Origin of the sequence: Actinomadura craniellae (assembly GCF_003289645.1) — a bacterium.
Taxonomy (GTDB): Bacteria; Actinomycetota; Actinomycetes; order Streptosporangiales; family Streptosporangiaceae; genus Actinomadura_D; species Actinomadura_D craniellae.
Genome location: NZ_QLYX01000002.1, coordinates 1 through 17,205 on the forward strand (window position 1 = coordinate 1; position 17,205 = coordinate 17,205).

Sequence of the window (17,205 nt, forward strand, 5' to 3'; positions counted from 1 at the left end):
ACTCACCCGTTCGCCGCTCGAGTACCCCGAAGGGCCTTTCCGCTCGACTTGCATGTGTTAAGCACGCCGCCAGCGTTCGTCCTGAGCCAGGATCAAACTCTCCATCAAGGCCACACGACACACCCACAAAGCAGGCAGGCGCGCCAAACCTCGGAAAATCCAAACCCAGCAAACACAACCCCCCACAAAAAGAAGGGCTGCGCATTGCCTCAAAGAAATCCCCACCCCAGATCCTACAGACCCAGAGCAACGGGGTGACCCCCCACAACATGGGAGGCCGAAAGGCACTGGCTTTTAACACGCTGTTGAGTTCTCAAGCAACAGACACACCCAGCCGGTAGCCGCTTCCGCGGCATCCCCTCCGGGGCAACCCTTCAAGCTTACCCCACTCTACCCTGGCGTCAAACTCATCTTCTTCAAGATCTTTTTGACGGGCTTCGCGGGCCCCGAGACACCCACCAGTAACTCTCACTGGGGCTCCTCGGGATCGCCCTCGGGCCGGCCACCTTGCGGCGTCCTGCATCCCGTGTGGGCAGGTTCATCATCGTACCCCATCCTCGGATCACCTAAACCGGGCCCTGGCGCAACTTCTCCCATGGCGATCCGTCCCATGCGGTACGGTTCCGCCCACCCTCGGCACGTTCCGGACTCCGGTCCGGCGCTCTCCCAGGCCACGCCACCGGCCGGGGAAGGGACGGCAGCATGACCGCACACGTCGGCCCCCGTGGCTCCGCGGAACGTCTCGTCATCGCGGCGACCATCGGCCCGACCATCCACGACACCCATGCCTGGCGCTTCCAACCGGCTCCCGGCCTGATCGAAATCGTCGCCGACCCCGCCCGGTTCCGTCCCCGGCGTGACCCGAGGGCCAGGGAGGTGCACCTGAGCTGCGGTGCCGCGCTGACCAACCTGCGGCTGGCCGCCGCCCAGCTCGGCCGGCAGCCGGTGTTCCGCCTGCTGCCCGACCCGTCCCGCCCCGCCCTGCTGGCCACGGCCCGGCTGTCGGGCCGGCATCGTGTCTGCCGCAGCGAGCGCCTGATGTACGCGGCGACGCTACGGCCGTTCCCCGCCCTCCCCGCAGCCGGCGTTCCCCCGCCACGAACCGTTCTGACCGAGCTCGCCGAGGCGGCCCGGCTCGAGGGTGCCGCGCTCCGGTTCGCGCCCCAGGATCCGGCGACCGCCGTGCTGGTCACCGGAGGCGACTCCCCCGCCCAGTGGCTGCGGGCGGGCCAGGCGTTGCAGCGCGTGCTGCTCACGGCCTCGATCCATGCCGTCTCGGCGTCCTTCGCCTACGCCGTGGACGGCGGCCCGCCACGGGACCGCCTGCACCACGGGGACGTTCCGCAGGTGGTGTTGCGGCTGGCCCGGCGGACGCTACCCCGGCATCGCGCGGTACACCACGAGCTCGAACGACACCGGGACGGTGACGGGGTCCGGCAGCCGGGCCACGCGCTCTCGTAGTTCCGCGCCCGGGATGTGATGGGCGCTCGGCCCCATCCCCACCAGGGTCAGCACCTCCGGATGGGGCAGCACGAGCTCGTCCTCCCGGATCTCCCCGTCCTCCCGGCGGAACCGGCCGGCCAGTGCCTCGCCGACCCGGTCTGCCTTGCGTGGATCCACCGTCAACAGCCCGAGCGCCTCGACCAGCGGGCCGAGGTGCCGGGCCGTCGGGGTCACCACGTACAGCGTCCCGCCGGGCCGCAGCACGCGGTGGAACTCGGCGGCGTTGCGCGGCGCGAACACGTTCAGTACCGCGTCCGCCGCGGCGTCGCGCAACGGCAGCGGCCGCCACAGGTCCGCCACCACCGCACCGATCCGGGGGTGGGCGCGGGCGGCCCGGCGCATCGCGTGCTTGGAGACGTCCAGCGCCACGCCCGTGACGTCTGCGGCCTTCCCGAGCACGGCCGCCAGGTGGTGGCCGGTGCCCGCTCCCGCGTCCACCACGCATCCACCGCCGACCCGGTCCGCGAGCAGGTCGGTGAGGGCGCCGAACCGGCCGGCACCAAGGAACTCCGCGCGGGCCCGCACCATGTCGGCCGTGTCGGCGGTGCCCGGCCGGACATGCCCGGGCAGCAGGTTCACGTAACCCTGCCGGGCCACGTCGAACGCGTGCCCGGCGGGGCAGCGCAGCATCCCGGGAGCCGCCGAGAGGCCCGCCTGGCACACCGGGCAGCGCAGGAGGTCGACGATGTCATTCAGCACGGGACGGTCAGGACGGCAGCCTCTTGCGGACGTCTTCCATGTCCAGCTCGCGCACCCGCTCGATCACGCTCTCCAGGGCGCGCGGGGACAGGGCGCGCGCCTCGGAGTAGACGATCACTCCGTCGCGGATGGCCATCACCGTGGGGATGGACCGCACGTCGAACCGCTGCGCCAGCCCCTGCTCGGCATCCGTGTCGATCTTGCCGAAGACGATGTCGGGGTGCGTCTCGGACGACTTCTCGAAGACCGGGCCGAAGCGCCGGCACGGGGGGCACCAGGTGGCCCAGAAGTCGACCAGGACGATTCCCTCGCCCTGCGCCACCGCGTCAAAGGTCTTCTCGGTGAGCGTGACCGTCGCCATGTCAGAAGCTCCTCGTATGGGGGTATCAGGCGGTAGAGCGGTGAAGTGCTTCCCCGGTATTCCCCAGTGGGAATCACGGAGCGGTAATCAACGTTGTCAGGTCAGGGAGATCGCACCGAAGAAGGGTCAGGATGGCTGCAACCCGTGCCAAGGGCACCAAGGTCGAGACCCCCGACAAGGACCTGGTCGGAGCATATCTCGACGCGATCGGACGCACACCCCTGCTGGACGCCCAGCAGGAGGTCGACCTGGCGAAGGCGATCGAGGGAGGCCTGTACGCCGAGCACCTGCTCGAAGAGGGGCCGTTCCCCGGGGGCACGTCGCCGGAGGAGCTTCAGGCGGTCGTCGACGCCGGATTGCGCGCCAAGCAACGCTTCGTCGAGGCGAACCTGCGGCTGGTGGTCTCCATCGCCCGCAAGTACCCGACCGACGCGCTTCCGCTGATTGATCTGATCCAGGAGGGCAACCTGGGGTTGATGCGCGCGGTGGAGAAGTTCGACTACCGCCGCGGCTTCAAGTTCTCCACCTACGCGACCTGGTGGATCCGGCAGGCGATCGGGCGCGGGCTGAGCCACACGGCCCGCACCATCAGGTTGCCGGTGCACGTGGAGGAGGAGCTGTCGCGGCTGCGGCGGGCCGAGCGCTCGCTCGGCCGTGAGCTGGGGCGCGAGCCCACCCGGGACGAGCTGGCGGCGGCACTGAGCGTCACCCCGGCCCATGTCACCGAGTTGCTGCGGTGGCGGCGCGACCCCGCGAGCCTGGACGCGACCGTCGACGACGCGGGCGAGACGGCGATGGGCGATCTGCTGGAGGACCCCGAGGGCGTCACTCCGGAGGCCGAGATCCTGGCCCTGGACGATCTCGTGGGCCTGACCCGGCTGCTCTCCCAGCTGTCGGCCCGGGAGGCGGCGATCGTGCGCGCCCGGTTCGGCCTCGACGACGGCCAACCGCTGTCGTACGCGCAGATCGGGGCGCGGTACGGGCTCAGCCACAACCGGGTCCGCCAGATCACCGACCGGTCGCTGCGCCGGCTACGGCAGCTGGCGGCCGAGGAGGAGCGGCCCGGCCGCGCCGTGGCGGCCTGACCTGTCCGGTCGCCTTCGGCGGGCGGGCACGTCGCCACCACGGTGCGGGCGGGGGTTTGGCACTCCGCCAAGGTGGCTTAGCCTTGGGTCGTGTGAGCACCGAACAGAGCACGTTCGATCTCGATTCCTGGCGTACCCGGCCCGCCCTGCAGCAGCCGCAGTGGGATGACCCGGAGGAGGTCCGGTCCGCCACCGCGGAACTGGCCGGGTTGCCGCCGCTGGTCTTCGCCGGCGAGTGCGACCAGCTCAAGGAACGGCTGGCCGCGGTGGCCCGTGGCGAGGCCTTCGTCCTCCAGGGCGGTGACTGCGCCGAGACCTTCTCGGGCGCGTCCGCCGACGCGGTCCGCAACAAGCTCAAGACGCTGCTGCAGATGGCGGTGGTGCTCACCTACGCCGCGAGCGTGCCGGTGGTGAAGATCGGCCGGATGGGCGGGCAGTTCGCCAAACCGCGCTCCAAGCCGACCGAGACCCGCGACGGGGTGGCGTTGCCCGCCTACCGCGGCGACGCCGTCAACGGCCTGGAGTTCACCCCGCAGGCGCGGCGGAACGACCCGAGCCGGCTGGTCCGGGCCTACCACTGCTCGGCGGTCACGCTGAACCTGTGCCGGGCCTTCACCACGGGTGGGTACGCGGACCTGCGTCAGGCACACGCATGGAACCAGGACTTCGTGGCGGGCAGCCCCGCCGGGCAGCGCTACGAGCGGCTGGCCGGAGAGATCGACCGGGCGCTGTCGTTCATGGCGGCCTGCAAGATCGACCCCGAGGAGTTCCACGGGGTGGAGTTCTACTCCAGCCACGAGGCATTGATCCTGGAGTACGAGCGGGCGCTGACCCGCATCGACGCCCGTACGGGCCTGCCCTACGACGTCTCGGCGCACATGGTGTGGATCGGCGAGCGCACCCGTGACCTCGACGGCGCGCACGTGGAGTTCCTGCGGCAGATCCGCAACCCGATCGGGGTCAAGCTGGGCCCGACGACCTCTCCCGACGACGCGCTGGCGCTGATCGACCGGCTGAACCCCGACCGCGAGCCGGGCCGGCTGACGTTCATCACCCGGATGGGGGCCGGGCGCATCCGGGACGGGCTGCCGCCGCTGGTCGAGAAGGTCTCCCAGAGCGGCGCACCGGTGGCGTGGGTCTGTGATCCGATGCACGGCAACACCTTCGAGGCACCGAGTGGCCACAAGACCCGGCGGTTCGACGACGTCCTCGACGAGGTCGCCGGGTTCTTCGAGGTGCACCGGGCGCTGGGCACCCATCCGGGCGGCATCCACATCGAGTTCACCGGCGACGACGTGACCGAGTGTGTGGGCGGCGGCCACGAGATCGTCGAGGACGACCTGCACCAGCGTTACGAGACGGCCTGCGACCCCCGGCTCAACCGGAGCCAGTCGCTGGACCTGGCGTTCATGGTGGCGGAGATGTACCGCGAGACGCGCTGAGGGACGTTCCCCCGCCCGGTTCAGGCGGTGCCCGCCACCGCCCTCGGCTCGCTCGGTCGCTGCCCGGACCGCACGGCCGCTCCGCGCCTTCGGCTCAGACGGTCACTTCGGCCCAGACGACCTTGCCGCCCGGTACCGGCTCGGCGCCCCAGTTCTCGGCGTACTCGTCGACGATCAGCAGGCCTCGGTGGGCCTCGTCCATCGGGCCGGGAACGATCAGCCGGGGCAGCCGGGCGGCCCGGTCACGGACTTCGATCCGGACCCGTCCATCCTGGTGGGACAGCCGCAGTTCCAGTGTGGTCCCGGCGTGGCGGACGGCGTTGGCGACCAGTTCGGCCACGATGGCGGTGACCTGCTCCTCGCGTTCCAGCAGCGCCCAGGTGCGCATCGCCCGGGTGGCGGCTCGGCGCGCGTATTCGACCGCCTCCGTTTTGGGGGCGGCACGGAGCGTGGTCTGAGTCATGGCCTCATCCGTCGGCGGCCGGGTCTCCGATCAGGAACTTGTCGAGACCAGTGGTCCGCAGAACGTTCTCCACCCTGCCGTAGGCTCCCGTCACGGTGAACGTCGCGCTCTGCGCCCTGGCGTGCTTGTAGGCGCGGACCAGGACGTTCAGCCCGGAGGAGTCACAGAAGTCGACGGCGGTGAGGTCGACCACGATCACCTTGTTGCCCGCATCGACCAGTTCGGTGAGCCGTTCGCGCAGCTCCTCCGAGGAGTGCAGGTCGATGGAACCGCGCGCGGCAACCGTCGCGCGGCCGTCCTGTTGTGTCGTATGCAAGGCAAGCCCCACACCGCCACCCTAGAACATGTTTCGCCCGAGGCGCGATCGCACGGCTCAGGAGACGCGCAACACGATCAGTGCCACGTCGTCGCCGGAGGGCTCGGGGCCGTAGTCGCGGACGGCCCGCTGGATGTGCGCGGCGACCGCCCCGGCGCTCAGCCCGGCGCACTCGGCGAGGAGCCGTTCCAGCCCTTGGGCGTCGCCGAGCAGCCGGTTGCCGGCCCGCCGCTCGGTCACCCCGTCGGTGACGCACAGCAGGACCTGTCCCCGGTGCAGTTCGATGGTGTCGGCGGTGAAGTCGACCTCGTCGAACACCCCCAGCAGGGGTTGGGGCGTGCCGACCTCCCGCACCCGGCCGTCGGGGTCGAGCACCAGCGGGGGCGGATGGCCGGCGCTGACCATCGCGATCCGCATCCCGTCGGCGCCGGGCCGGGGGGTGATCTCGCCGTGCAGCAGGGTCAGCAGCCGGCTGCGGGCGCCCTCGCCGAGGATGAGCGCGTTCAGCCTGGCCAGCACGGCCGGTACGCGCATGCCCTCGGCGGCGAGGATGCGCATCGCCTGCCGGGCCAGCCCGGTGACGGCCGCGGCGGCCGGCCCGGTGCCGCACACGTCGCCTATCGCGAAGCGCCAGGTGGGCCGGCCGGTGGTCGGGTCGGGGGCGCAGCTGAAGACGTCGTAGAAGTCGCCGCCGACCTCGCTGCCCTCGCCCGCGGGTTCGTACACCACGGCCACCTCCAGCCCCGGGATGGCGGGGATGTCGGGAGGCAGCAGGCTGCGTTGCAGCGCCTGGCTCATCGCCGTCTGGGCGGAGTAGAGGCGGGCGTTGTCGACGGCCAGCGCGGCCCGCCGGCTCAGCTCCTCGGCCAGGTCGAGCGCGCCGCGGGGGAAGTGGTCGCCGGCCGGCCGGCCAATGACGATCATGCCGATCCGGCGGCCCCGGGCGACCATCGGGAACCCGTAGACGGTGTCGTCGGCGATCGGGCCGGCCGTCTCCCGGGCGGACTCCGGTGCCGCGCTCCAGGCGGGCCAGGGGCCGGGTACCTCGATCGGCGGGCCGGGCGGCAGGTGGTCGAGCAACCCGCGCAGGCCGTCCGACTTGTTCTCGTCGGTGTGCCAGACATAGGAGGGGCCGGCGGTCCCGGTGTCGTCCACGGTGTAGACGGCGCACCAGGTGGCCAGCCTGGGTACCACGAGTTGGGCCACGAGCGCCATGGTGCGCTCCTGGTCGAGGGTGCCGGCGAGCAGGTCGCTGGCCTCGGCGACGAAGCTCAGCCAGCCCCGCCAGGACCGCTCGAGCTCGCCGAGGCGGGCACGTTCCAGGGTGAGCGCCATCTCATCGGCGATCCGGGCGATCCGGGAGCCGTCGGACTCCTCGAACCTGCCGGGTTCGGCGGCCGTCGCGACGAGCAGCCCGATGAGCCGTCCCTGGGCCTGGAGCGGGGCGCCGACCAGGGAGCCGGCGCGCATCGCCGTGGCGAGCGGCCGGTCGGCCCCGTCCCGCCACACCCAGGGGGTACCGCCGATGTCTCCGGCGCCGCCCATGGTCAGCTGGGTCGTCGGGACGTCGGCGGGCAGCCCGGCGGACGCCTCCAGGGTGAGCCGGCCGTCGCGCTCGGCCAGCAGCACGGCCGCGCCGTCGGCCGACAGCAGGTCGCGGACGGCGTCGACGGTGCCCGCCACGGCGTCCACGGCCATGTCGGCACGGGACCGCCGCGCCTCCACCGGCGGGGCGGCGGAGACGGTGAAGTCGACCGGGAGCGGCGCGGGGCCGGTGGCCCCCCGGGAGAGGCGGAACCAGATGCCCTTGGTCGTCCGGTCGTAGTTCACCCCCCAGGCGGTGGCGAGCCGGGCCACCGACGGCAGGCCCCGCCCGCCGGACGCCTCGAGGCCGGGCATGGCGGGGCGGCGCAGCGGGTGGTGGTCGCAGACTTCGATCTGCAGGTCGTCGTCCTCCAGCCGGCAGCGGACCTCGAACGCGGTCCCGGCGTAGGCGACCGCGTTGGTGGCCAGTTCGCTGGTGGCCAGCACCGCGTCGTCGGCGAGTTCGGGCACCTGCCAGTCGGTCAGCACCTCGCGCACGTAGCGGCGTGCCTCGGCCACCGAGCCGGCGGAAGAGGGGAAGTGGGCGGACGCCGTCAGCGGGCCCGCCGGCCGGGTGCCGTCCTGCGGCGGCCCGGAGTCGGTCTGCTCCACCGTCTGCCGCTCCAACGCGGGCTCCCTGGGCTCGAAGAGGGGATACGGAACTCATCCATCGTGACAGACTGCTCATTGTGCGGCCCACAGGCGTGTCCGTCGTTCCGGGCGCACAGATCGTGGGCCAGGAGGAAAGCCTATGCCTCGAACCGCCTCCCGTTCGCGGGTCGGGTCGAACTCGCGGCGCGACACCACGCCGCGTTACAGCGACGCGGACCTGAAGCCGCTGCTGGACGCGCTCGCGGCGGTCCGGGACGGGAACTTCCGTCCCCAGGAGATCTCCGCGGAGGGCGCGGTCGCGGAGGCCGCCGCCCTGCTGGACGAGATCCGGGAGAACGGTGCCCACCTCGCCGGCGGGATCTCCGAGGTGCGCAGGGAGATCGGCCGCGAGGGCCATGTGCGCGAGCGGCTGGCCCCCGGGACGCTCAAGGGCTCCTGGGCGTCGGCGGTCAACGACACCAACGCGGTCATCGACAAGCTGACGGACCTGGTGACCGGGATGGGCCGGGTCGTGGAGGCGGTGGCCGCGGGCGACCTCAGCCAGCGGGTCGAGCTGCGGGTCGGCGGGCGGCCGATGCGCGGGGAACTGCTGCGCATGGGCCGGTCGGTGAACCAGATGGTGGAGCAGCTCGACCAGTTCACCTGGGAGGTCACCCAGGTGGCCCGCGAGGTCGGCACCGAGGGCCGGCTCGGCGGGCAGGCGCCGCTCCGCGGCATGTCCGGGCGCTGGCGGGACGTGACCAGTGCGGTGAACGTGATGGCCAGCCGGCTGACCGCCCAGGTGCGCGACATCGCCGTGGTGACGACCGCGGTGGCCCAGGGCGACCTCACCCGCCAGGTCACCGTGGAGGCCACGGGCGAGCTGCAGGAGCTCAAGCTCACCGTGAACACGATGGTCGACCAGCTGTCGGCGTTCGCCGACGAGGTCACCCGCGTCGCCCGCGAGGTCGGCACCGAGGGCCGTCTGGGCGGGCAGGCCAACGTGCGCGGGGTCAGCGGGGTGTGGAAGGACCTGACCGACAACGTCAACGGGATGGCCTCCAACCTGACCACCCAGGTGCGCAACATCTCGCAGGTGGCGAACGCGGTGGTGGCCGGGGACCTGAGCCGGAAGATCACCGTTGACGCGCAGGGCGAGATCCTCGATCTGAAGCTGGCGATGAACACGATGGTCGACCAGCTGTCGGCGTTCGCCGACGAGGTCACCCGCGTCGCCCGCGAAGTCGGCACCGAAGGCCAGCTGGGCGGCCAGGCGCAGGTGCAGAACGTCAGCGGGGTGTGGCGCGACCTGACCGACAACGTCAACGGGATGGCCTCCAACCTGACCTACCAGGTCCGCAACATCGCCCAGGTCGCCACCGCGGTGGCGCAGGGCGACCTGAGCAAGAAGATCACCGTCGACGCACAGGGCGAGATCCTCCAGCTCAAGGACACCCTGAACACGATGGTGGACCAGCTGTCGGCGTTCGCCGACGAGGTCACCCGCGTCGCCCGCGAAGTCGGCACCGAAGGCCGCCTGGGCGGGCAGGCGCAGGTGCACGGGGTCAGCGGGGTGTGGCGCGACCTGACCGACAACGTCAACGGGATGGCGAACAACCTCACCGCCCAGGTCCGCAACATCGCCCAGGTCACCACCGCGGTGGCGCAGGGCGACCTCACCAAGAAGATCACCGTTGACGCACAGGGCGAGATCCTCCAGCTCAAGGACACCTTGAACGCGATGGTGGACCAGCTTTCGGCGTTCGCCGACGAGGTCACCCGCGTCGCCCGCGAAGTCGGCACCGAAGGCCAGCTGGGCGGCCAGGCGCAGGTCCGCGGTGTGCGCGGGGTGTGGCGCGACCTGACCGACAGCGTCGACTCGATGGCGAGCAACCTCACCGCCCAGGTCCGCAACATCGCCCAGGTCACCACCGCGGTGGCGCACGGCGACCTGACCAAGAAGATCGACGTGGACGCCCGCGGCGAGATCCTGGAGCTGAAGACCACCATCAACACGATGGTCGACACGCTGTCCTCGTTCTCCTCCGAGGTGACCCGGGTGGCCCGCGAGGTGGGCAGCGAGGGCCGGCTGGGCGGGCAGGCCGAGGTCGAGGGCGTCTCGGGCACCTGGAAGCGGCTGACCCAGAGCGTGAACGAGCTGGCCTCCAACCTGACCACGCAGGTCCGGGCGATCGCCGAGGTGGCCAGCGGGGTGGCCCAGGGCGACCTGACCCGGTCGATCACGGTCGAGGCCCGGGGCGAGGTGGCCGAGCTCAAGGACAACGTCAACCTGATGGTCGCCAACCTGCGCGAGACCACCCGGGCCAACGAGGAGCAGGACTGGCTCAAGACCAACCTGGCCCGGATCGGCGGGCTCATGCAGGGACACCGCGACCCGATGCAGGTCGCCGGGCTCATCATGAGCGAGCTGACCCCGACCGTGTCGGCCCAGTACGGCGCCTTCTACCTGGCCCGTCCGGGCGAGGACGGCCCGACGCTGACGCTCATCGCGGGGTACGGCGTGCGCCGGGACACGATCGGGTCGAAGTCGTTCGCGCTCGGCGAGGGGCTGATCGGGCAGTCCGCGATCGAGCGGCGGCCGATCACCATCACCGACGCGCCGGGCGACTACGTCAAAATCGGGACCGGGCTGGGCTCGGCGGCGCCGACGAACATCGTCGTGCTACCGATCGTGTTCGAGGGCGAGGTCCTGGGCGCGATCGAGCTGGCCGGCTTCACCGCCTTCAGCAAGGTGCACATGGCGTTCTTCGACCAGTTCGCCGAGAACCTGGGCGTGACGATCAACGCGATCATCGCCAACACCCGGACCGAGTCGCTGCTGGGCGAGTCGCAGCGGCTGGCCCAGGAGCTGCAGGAACGTTCCGACGAGCTGCAGCGCCAGCAGGCCGAGCTGCGCCGCTCCAACGCCGAATTGGAGGAGAAGGCCGCGCTGCTGGCCAAGCAGAACCGCGCCATCGAGATCCAGAACTTCCAGATCGAGCAGGCCCGGCGGACCCTGGAGGACCGGGCCGAGCAGCTGGCCATGTCCTCGCGCTACAAGTCCGAGTTCCTGGCCAACATGTCGCACGAGCTGCGCACTCCGCTGAACAGCCTGCTGGTACTGGCCAAGCTGCTGTCGGAGAACCCCGGCGGCAACCTCACCGACAAGCAGGTCGAGTTCGCCAGGACGATCCACGACTCGGGAACCGACCTGCTCCAGTTGATCAACGACATCCTCGACCTGACGAAGGTCGAAGCCGGGAAGATGGAGGTCCACCCGCAGCGGCTGGCCCTGGCCAAACTCGTCGACTACGTCGACGCGACCTTCCGGCCAATGGCGGTCGATCAGGGGCTGGAGTTCGGTGTGGAGGTGGCCGACGACGTGCCGGGGATGGTGTACACCGACGGGCAGCGGCTCCAGCAGGTGCTGCGCAACCTGCTGTCCAACGCGGTCAAGTTCACCTCCGAGGGCTCGGTCCGGCTGTCCATCGGCCGGGCGAGGGACGACGAGCAGTTCGCCGCCCGAACGTTGCGTGCCGCGCCCGAGGTGGTCGCCTTCCGGGTGATCGACACGGGGATCGGCATCAGCGAGGACAAGCTACAACTGATCTTCGAGGCGTTCCAGCAGGCCGACGGCACCACCAGCCGGCGGTACGGGGGCACCGGGCTGGGGTTGTCGATCAGCCGGAACATCGCTCATCTGCTGCGCGGCGAGATCCATGCCGCGAGCAGGCCGGGTGAGGGCAGCGTCTTCACGCTGTTCCTGCCCACGCTCTACGACGACGGGCCGCAGGAGCAGTCCTGGGCCGAGGAGCCGTCCGAGACCGTCCCCGAGCCCCGGCCGCCGGCTCCGGTGAGCGTCGACACGCCGGTCGAGATGGTCGAGGAGCCGCCCGCCGAGTACCTGGACGCGGTGCTGTCCGGCCGCAAGGTACTGGTGGTCGACGACGACGTCCGCAACGTCTTCGCCCTCACCAGCGTGCTGGAGGGCTACGGGATGGAAGTGTTGTACGCCGAGGACGGCCAGGCCGGAATCGACCTGCTGCAACGCCACCCCGATGTGGCCCTGGTACTGATGGACGTGATGATGCCAGGCTTGGACGGTTACGCCACCACCGAGGTCATCCGCGGGATGCCACAGTTCACCGATCTCCCGATCATCGTGATCACGGCCAAGGTGATGAAGGGCGACCGGGAGAAGAGCCTGGCCTCCGGCGCTTCGGACTACGTACCCAAGCCCGTGGACGTGGATCATCTGCTGGAGGTCATGCGAACCTGGTTGCGGCGTGCCGTAACCCGCTGATGCGATCAGGAGAGTTCAGAGTGGACAAGGCGAGAATCCTGCTCGTGGACGACCGCGAGGAGAACCTCATCGCGCTGGAGGCCATTCTCAGCTCGCTCGACCAGGAGCTGATCCGGTCCCGGTCCGGTGAGGAGGCGCTGAAGGCGCTGCTGACCGACGAGTACGCGGTGATCCTGCTCGATGTCGTCATGCCGGGCATGGACGGTTTCGAGACGGCGCGCGACATCAAGCGCCGCAAGAAGACCCGCGACATACCGATCATCTTCCTGACGGCCGTGGACAGCGACCCCGACTACGCGTTCCGCGGCTATGCGGCAGGCGCCGTCGACTTCATCGCCAAACCGTTCGACCCGTGGGTGCTGCGCGCCAAGGTGTCGGTGTTCGTGGAGCTGTACAACAAGAACCGGCAGCTGCGCGAGCAGGCGACGCTGCTGCGGGAACAGGCCGCGCTGCTGCGCACCCGGCTGTCCGACGACGCCGAGGAGCCGCTGGACGAGCCGCTGCTGGTGGAGCTGACCCAGCGGGTGGAGACCGTCGAGGAACAGGTCGCGGTGGTGTCCGACCAGGCGCCGGAGCCGCTACGGCCCGCCGTCGCCGAGTTGGGCGCCCGGGTCGAGGCGTTGCGGACCCGGCTGGCGGGGCTGCGCACCCCGGGCCACTGACCCGGACACCGCCCGGCCCTCCTCACTCGCTACGCGGACCACTCGTCCCTCGCGGTCCACTCCGCTCCCTCGTCAGCCCAGGCGGGTGCGGGCGGCGGCGATGCGGGCGAGGGTGGTCTCGCGGCCCAGGATCTCCAGCGACTCGAACAGGGGCAGCCCGACGGTGCGGCCGGTCACCGCGACCCGGACGGGCGCCTGGGCCTTGCCGAGCTTGAGGCCGTGTGCGGTGCCGACCGCCTCCAGCCGGGTCTTGAGCTCCTCGGCCGTCCAGGGCGCGTCGCGGTAGGCGTCCTCGGCACCGGCGAGCAGTTCGGCGGCGGGGCCCTTCATGCCCTTGTTCCAGGCGGCCTCGTCGAAGGGCGGCTCAGGCAGGAAGGCGAAGTCGACCATCTCCACGATCTCCGCCAGCACCGCCACCCGGGTCTGGGCCAGCGAGGCGAGCCGCTCGAACACGGCCGGGTCGTAGGAGTCCCACGGGGCGCGGGCCGGGTCGAGCCAGGGCCGGCACTCCGCAGCGAACCGCTCGACCGGCAGCGCCCGGACGTACTCGCCGTTGATCGCGCGCAGCTTCTTGACGTCGAAGAACGCGGGTGAGGAGTTGACGTCCTCGATCCGGAACTCGGCCTCGATGTCCTTCCAGGGGACGATCTCGCGGTCCCCGGAGGGCGCCCAGCCCAGCAACATGAGGTAGTTGCGCATGGCCTCGGGCAGGTAGCCCTCGGCCCGGTAGTCCTCCAGGGCGACCTTGTCGCGGCGCTTGGACAGCTTCTGCCGCTTCTCGTTGACGATCACCGGGACGTGCGCCCAGACGGGCGGTTCGGCGCCCAGCGCCGTCCACAGCAGCTGCTGCTTGGGGGCGTTGGACAGGTGCTCCTCGCCGCGGACCACGTGGGTGATCCGCTGCTGGATGTCGTCGACGGCGTTGGCCAGCAGGAACGTCACCGACCCGTCCGCACGGGCGACGACGAAGTCCTCCAGTACGGCGTTCTCGAACACGGGGTTGCCGCGGATCAGGTCGACCACGGTGGTCTGGCCCTCGTCGGGGGTGCGGAACCGCACGGCCCGGCCCGGGCCGGGGCCGAGCCCGCGGTCGCGGCAGAACCCGTCGTAGCCCTTGTGCTGGTCGCCGGTGCGGGCGATGACGTCGTCGCGGGTGCAGTCGCAGTAGTAGGCCCGCCCCTGGTCCATCAGGGTGCGCAGCGCCTCGGCGTGCTGGGCCGCCCCGGCGGACTGGAAGTACGGGCCCTCGTACTCGTCGCCGTCCATGCCGAGCCAGGCCAGCGCCCGGATGATCCCCTCGGTCCACTCGGGGCGGTTACGGGAGGTGTCGGTGTCCTCGATCCGCAGGACGAGCGCGCCGCCGGACTGCCGGGCCATGACCCAGTTGAACAGGGCGGACCGGGCACCGCCGACGTGGAACATGCCGGTCGGCGAGGGCGCGAAACGAACACGGATCGAAGACGTGGCAGACATGGCCCCCAGCGTAGTGGGCCGATCAGGGCCGCCACGCCGGGTCGCGCCCGGCCAGGCCCAGCGCCCGGTCGAGCGGGGGCGCGCCGGCGGGCACCGGGACCTCCGGGCCGAAGATCTCGTACTCCCGGCCCATCTCCGCCATCCCGGCGACCTCCTGCCGCAGGGCCCGGGCCGTCTCGTCGTCGAGGGAGAGCTTCTGGCCGGTGGCCACGGCCAGGTCCCAGCCGTGCAGCAGCCACTCGGCGAACAGCATCCCGGCGGTGAACCGGGCGGGCATGGTGACGTCCCCGCCGCTGAGGTTCGTCTCGCCGGTCCACGCCGCGGGGTCGTCCCAGGCGCGCACGGCGGCGCGGACCTGCTCGGCGTAGCGGGCGGCCCAGCCGGGTTCGGCGGTGTGGTCGTGGCCCTCCTCGGGTCCGTCGGGGTAGGGGCCCTTGCGCGCGGCGGCCTCGGCTCGGGTCCCCGTCCAGTGGATCAGGTGGTTGATCAGTGCCCGGACGTCGTAGTCGGCGCAGGGCGTGCGGCCGCCCATCCGGTCGGAATCGACTCCCGCCACGACCTCCAGTACGGCCTCCGCCGCCGGGGTCATCATCGGCCGCAGTTCCATCGGTGCGTTCCTCCTGCTCATCGGGTCGGACGTCCAACGTAGGACGATCACTTCCGGACCGTCTTGAACAAATGCGACACTGGTCACATGGCCGAGGGGACGCTGGGGAGCACGCGCGGCATCCTGCGCCCGCAGCGGGGGCTGGAGCGGTTCCGCCTGTCCCGCCGGGAGCCCGCGGCCGACCTGGCGCCGTTCGTGGAAAACATCTGGATCCTGAACTGGGATCTCGTCGGGCAGGAGCCGCACCGGCAGCAGGTGCTGACCCATCCGGCGGTGCACCTGACGTTCACCACCGGCGGGCGGGCGCACGTCGCGGGCGTGGTGCGCGGGGTGTTCACCGAGACGATCGAGGAACGCGGCCGGGTGGTCGGGATGCGTTTCCGGCCGGGCGGTTTCCGGCCGTTCCTCGGCGGGCCGGTGTCCGATCTGACCGATCGTTTCGTGCCCGTCCCCGACCTGTTCGGCCCGGAGGGGCGCGCGGCGGGCGACGCGATCCTCGCCACCGAGGACACCGACACGGCCGTCCTGCTGCTGGAGGACTTCCTGCGCACCCGGCGGCCGGAGCCCGATCCGATGGTCGACGAGGTGGCCGCGATCGTGGCGGAGATCGGCGCCGACCCGTCGATCGTCCGGGTGGACGGGCTCGCCGCCGAGCTGGGGGTGGGCGTCCGGTGGTTGCAGCGGTTGTTCGGCGAGTACGTCGGGGTGGGGCCCAAGTGGGTGATCCGCCGGTACCGGATGCACGAGGCGGCCGACCGGGTGGCCCGGGGCCGGGAGCTCGACTGGCCGGCGCTGGCCGCCGAGCTGGGGTTTTCCGACCAGGCGCACTTCGTGCGGGAGTTCACCGCCACGGTGGGCGTGTCCCCCACCCGGTATGCCCGCGACTGCGCCGATAAAGTCGGTTCGTGAACGCATCCGGCCCCTTGGCGAGTTTGACCGCCTTCCGCACGGCCGTCGCCGCCAGATTCGCGGAGTTCGAGCCCGTCACGATCCCCGACTCCCCCGGCGGCCGCCGGGCCGCGGTGGTGCTGTGCGTGGTGGAGCGGGGACCCGGGAACCTCAGCGTGATCGTGATCAAGCGCGCGTACCGCGGCCGGAACCCCGGCCAGTGGGGGCTGCCCGGCGGGCGGCTCGACGACGGCGAGGGGCCCGAGCAGGCCGCGCTGCGCGAGCTGCACGAGGAGCTCGGGCTGCGGGTGGATCCGTCGGACGTGCTGGGCCGGCTCGACGACTTCCCGGCCTCGTCCGGGTTCGTGATCACCCCGATCGTGATCGCACCCGACGATCCGGGGCCGGTGGAGCACAGCCCCGACGAGGTGCATTCGGTGCATTACGTCGGGCTGGGCCGGCTGATGGCCGATGACGATGACCTGGTGCGCTGGGTGCCGCAGCTCGACGGCGGGCGGCTGCTCCAGCTCCGGCTGGCCGAGCGGATGGTGATCCACGCCCCCACCGGGGCGATGCTGTGGCAGTTCCGCGAGGTCGCCCTGTTCGGCCGGCACACCCGGGTCGCCCACTTCCTGCAGCCGGACTGGACCAGGCGATGAGCGGGACGCTAGGACGCGCCGGACTCTGAGGGGTCGGCCCGAAGAGCCGTCAGCCAGGCGCGGGCCCGGTCGAGGTGGCCTTCGAGCAGGCCCTTGAGGGGGTTGACCGACACCAGCAGGTGCGGGCCGACGTGCAGGAGGTCCGTCAGGCGCTCGGCGACGTCGGGCTCGTCCTCGAACCAGACGAACGGCCGGCCGGCCGCCCAGTCGGCGACGTGGCGGGCCTTCCAGGCGCCCAGCGTGCCGCCCGCCACCTCGCCCGGGAAGCGCGGGATGGGGACGTGCGGCAGGGGGTCGGGCAGGCCGATCCTGGGCGCGATCCACTCGTTGGCGCTGTCGCACCAGTAGCTGCCCCAGGCCAGCTCCGCTCCGGTCTCTTCGGCCAGTTCCAGGAGCATCCGGCCGTGCGCCGCGTTCAGCCACAGCTTGAACGTGACCCCGTCGGGCGACACGCGGTGCCGCCGGTAGCTCCGGTTCGGTCGGGTGAACGGGTTCAGCACCCCGTCGACATCGATCAAGATCACCGGCCCCGTGTTCATATCTGGACCGTATGCCGGAACCGTCCCGGG

General features: G+C 71.3%; 15 protein-coding genes and 1 rRNA gene. 7 read left to right on the top strand and 9 right to left on the bottom strand.

Annotation, left to right across the window (positions count from 1 at the left end):
* Window positions 1-108, bottom strand: a 16S ribosomal RNA gene (locus DPM19_RS03665); the annotation flags it as partial.
* A gap of 594 nt (window positions 109-702) precedes the next feature.
* Here DPM19_RS03665 and DPM19_RS03670 point away from each other — a divergent pair.
* Window positions 703-1,461: a hypothetical protein gene (locus DPM19_RS03670; protein ID WP_111863386.1), complete on the top strand. Its 759-nt coding sequence runs from the start codon at window positions 703-705 to the stop codon at window positions 1,459-1,461.
* Here the strand turns inward: DPM19_RS03670 and DPM19_RS03675 are convergent.
* Window positions 1,375-2,202 (bottom strand): putative RNA methyltransferase, encoded by an 828-nt coding sequence (locus tag DPM19_RS03675; RefSeq protein ID WP_111863387.1) that lies wholly within the window; start codon window positions 2,200-2,202, stop codon window positions 1,375-1,377. The two genes, DPM19_RS03670 and DPM19_RS03675, sit on opposite strands and share 87 nt — an antisense overlap.
* Before the next feature lie 7 nt (window positions 2,203-2,209).
* Window positions 2,210-2,563, bottom strand: a complete 354-nt coding sequence (locus DPM19_RS03680) for a thioredoxin family protein (RefSeq protein ID WP_111863388.1) — start codon at window positions 2,561-2,563, stop codon at window positions 2,210-2,212.
* 131 nt (window positions 2,564-2,694) lie between these two features.
* On the opposite strand from DPM19_RS03680, the gene DPM19_RS03685 reads away from it, so the two are divergent.
* On the top strand, window positions 2,695-3,648 hold the full coding sequence (locus DPM19_RS03685; protein ID WP_111863389.1) for a sigma-70 family RNA polymerase sigma factor: 954 nt from the start codon (window positions 2,695-2,697) through the stop codon (window positions 3,646-3,648).
* Window positions 3,649-3,740: 92 nt separating this feature from the next.
* Window positions 3,741-5,090: a class II 3-deoxy-7-phosphoheptulonate synthase gene (locus DPM19_RS03690; protein ID WP_111863390.1), complete on the top strand. Its 1,350-nt coding sequence runs from the start codon at window positions 3,741-3,743 to the stop codon at window positions 5,088-5,090.
* Window positions 5,091-5,184: 94 nt separating this feature from the next.
* On the opposite strand, the gene DPM19_RS03695 is transcribed toward DPM19_RS03690, so the two are convergent.
* From DPM19_RS03695 to DPM19_RS03705, 3 genes are read right to left on the bottom strand one after another with little or no spacing between them, the layout of a single operon-like run.
* Window positions 5,185-5,553 (bottom strand): ATP-binding protein, encoded by a 369-nt coding sequence (locus DPM19_RS03695; RefSeq protein ID WP_111863391.1) that lies wholly within the window; start codon window positions 5,551-5,553, stop codon window positions 5,185-5,187.
* A 4-nt stretch (window positions 5,554-5,557) separates the two neighbouring features.
* Window positions 5,558-5,869 (bottom strand): STAS domain-containing protein, encoded by a 312-nt coding sequence (locus DPM19_RS03700; RefSeq protein ID WP_233509835.1) that lies wholly within the window; start codon window positions 5,867-5,869, stop codon window positions 5,558-5,560.
* Window positions 5,870-5,926: 57 nt separating this feature from the next.
* Window positions 5,927-8,080, bottom strand: coding sequence for a SpoIIE family protein phosphatase (locus tag DPM19_RS03705; protein ID WP_233509836.1), 2,154 nt, complete (start codon window positions 8,078-8,080; stop codon window positions 5,927-5,929).
* Between the two features lie 124 nt (window positions 8,081-8,204).
* Here DPM19_RS03705 and DPM19_RS03710 point away from each other — a divergent pair, with 124 nt between their 5' ends.
* Both DPM19_RS03710 and DPM19_RS03715 read left to right on the top strand, forming a co-directional pair.
* Window positions 8,205-12,347, top strand: coding sequence for a HAMP domain-containing protein (locus DPM19_RS03710; protein WP_111863393.1), 4,143 nt, complete (start codon window positions 8,205-8,207; stop codon window positions 12,345-12,347).
* Window positions 12,347-13,009, top strand: a complete 663-nt coding sequence (locus DPM19_RS03715; RefSeq protein ID WP_111863394.1) for a response regulator — start codon at window positions 12,347-12,349, stop codon at window positions 13,007-13,009. Before DPM19_RS03710 ends, DPM19_RS03715 begins: the two co-directional genes overlap by 1 nt.
* Window positions 13,010-13,081: 72 nt before the next feature.
* Here the strand turns inward: DPM19_RS03715 and gltX are convergent, their stop codons facing one another.
* Both gltX and DPM19_RS03725 read right to left on the bottom strand, forming a co-directional pair.
* Window positions 13,082-14,482 carry a glutamate--tRNA ligase gene (gene gltX, locus DPM19_RS03720; RefSeq protein ID WP_111863395.1) on the bottom strand — a complete coding sequence of 467 codons (1,401 nt, stop codon included), beginning with the start codon at window positions 14,480-14,482 and terminating at the stop codon, window positions 13,082-13,084.
* 22 nt (window positions 14,483-14,504) lie between these two features.
* Window positions 14,505-15,089, bottom strand: a complete 585-nt coding sequence (locus tag DPM19_RS03725; RefSeq protein ID WP_111863396.1) for a TIGR03086 family metal-binding protein — start codon at window positions 15,087-15,089, stop codon at window positions 14,505-14,507.
* A gap of 87 nt (window positions 15,090-15,176) precedes the next feature.
* Between DPM19_RS03725 and DPM19_RS03730 the strand changes: the two genes are divergently transcribed.
* Both DPM19_RS03730 and DPM19_RS03735 read left to right on the top strand, forming a co-directional pair.
* A complete protein-coding gene (locus tag DPM19_RS03730; protein ID WP_111863397.1) occupies window positions 15,177-15,998 on the top strand; it encodes a helix-turn-helix domain-containing protein in 822 nt (273 codons plus the stop codon).
* Entirely contained in the window at window positions 15,995-16,636 is a 642-nt protein-coding gene (locus DPM19_RS03735) for an NUDIX hydrolase (protein WP_233509838.1), read from the top strand. Before DPM19_RS03730 ends, DPM19_RS03735 begins: the two co-directional genes overlap by 4 nt.
* An 8-nt stretch (window positions 16,637-16,644) precedes the next feature.
* Here DPM19_RS03735 and DPM19_RS03740 read toward each other — a convergent pair whose 3' ends face one another.
* Complete coding sequence (locus DPM19_RS03740; RefSeq protein ID WP_111863399.1) at window positions 16,645-17,175, bottom strand: HAD domain-containing protein; 531 nt, start codon at window positions 17,173-17,175, stop codon at window positions 16,645-16,647.
* Window positions 17,176-17,205: the final 30 nt, after the last annotated feature.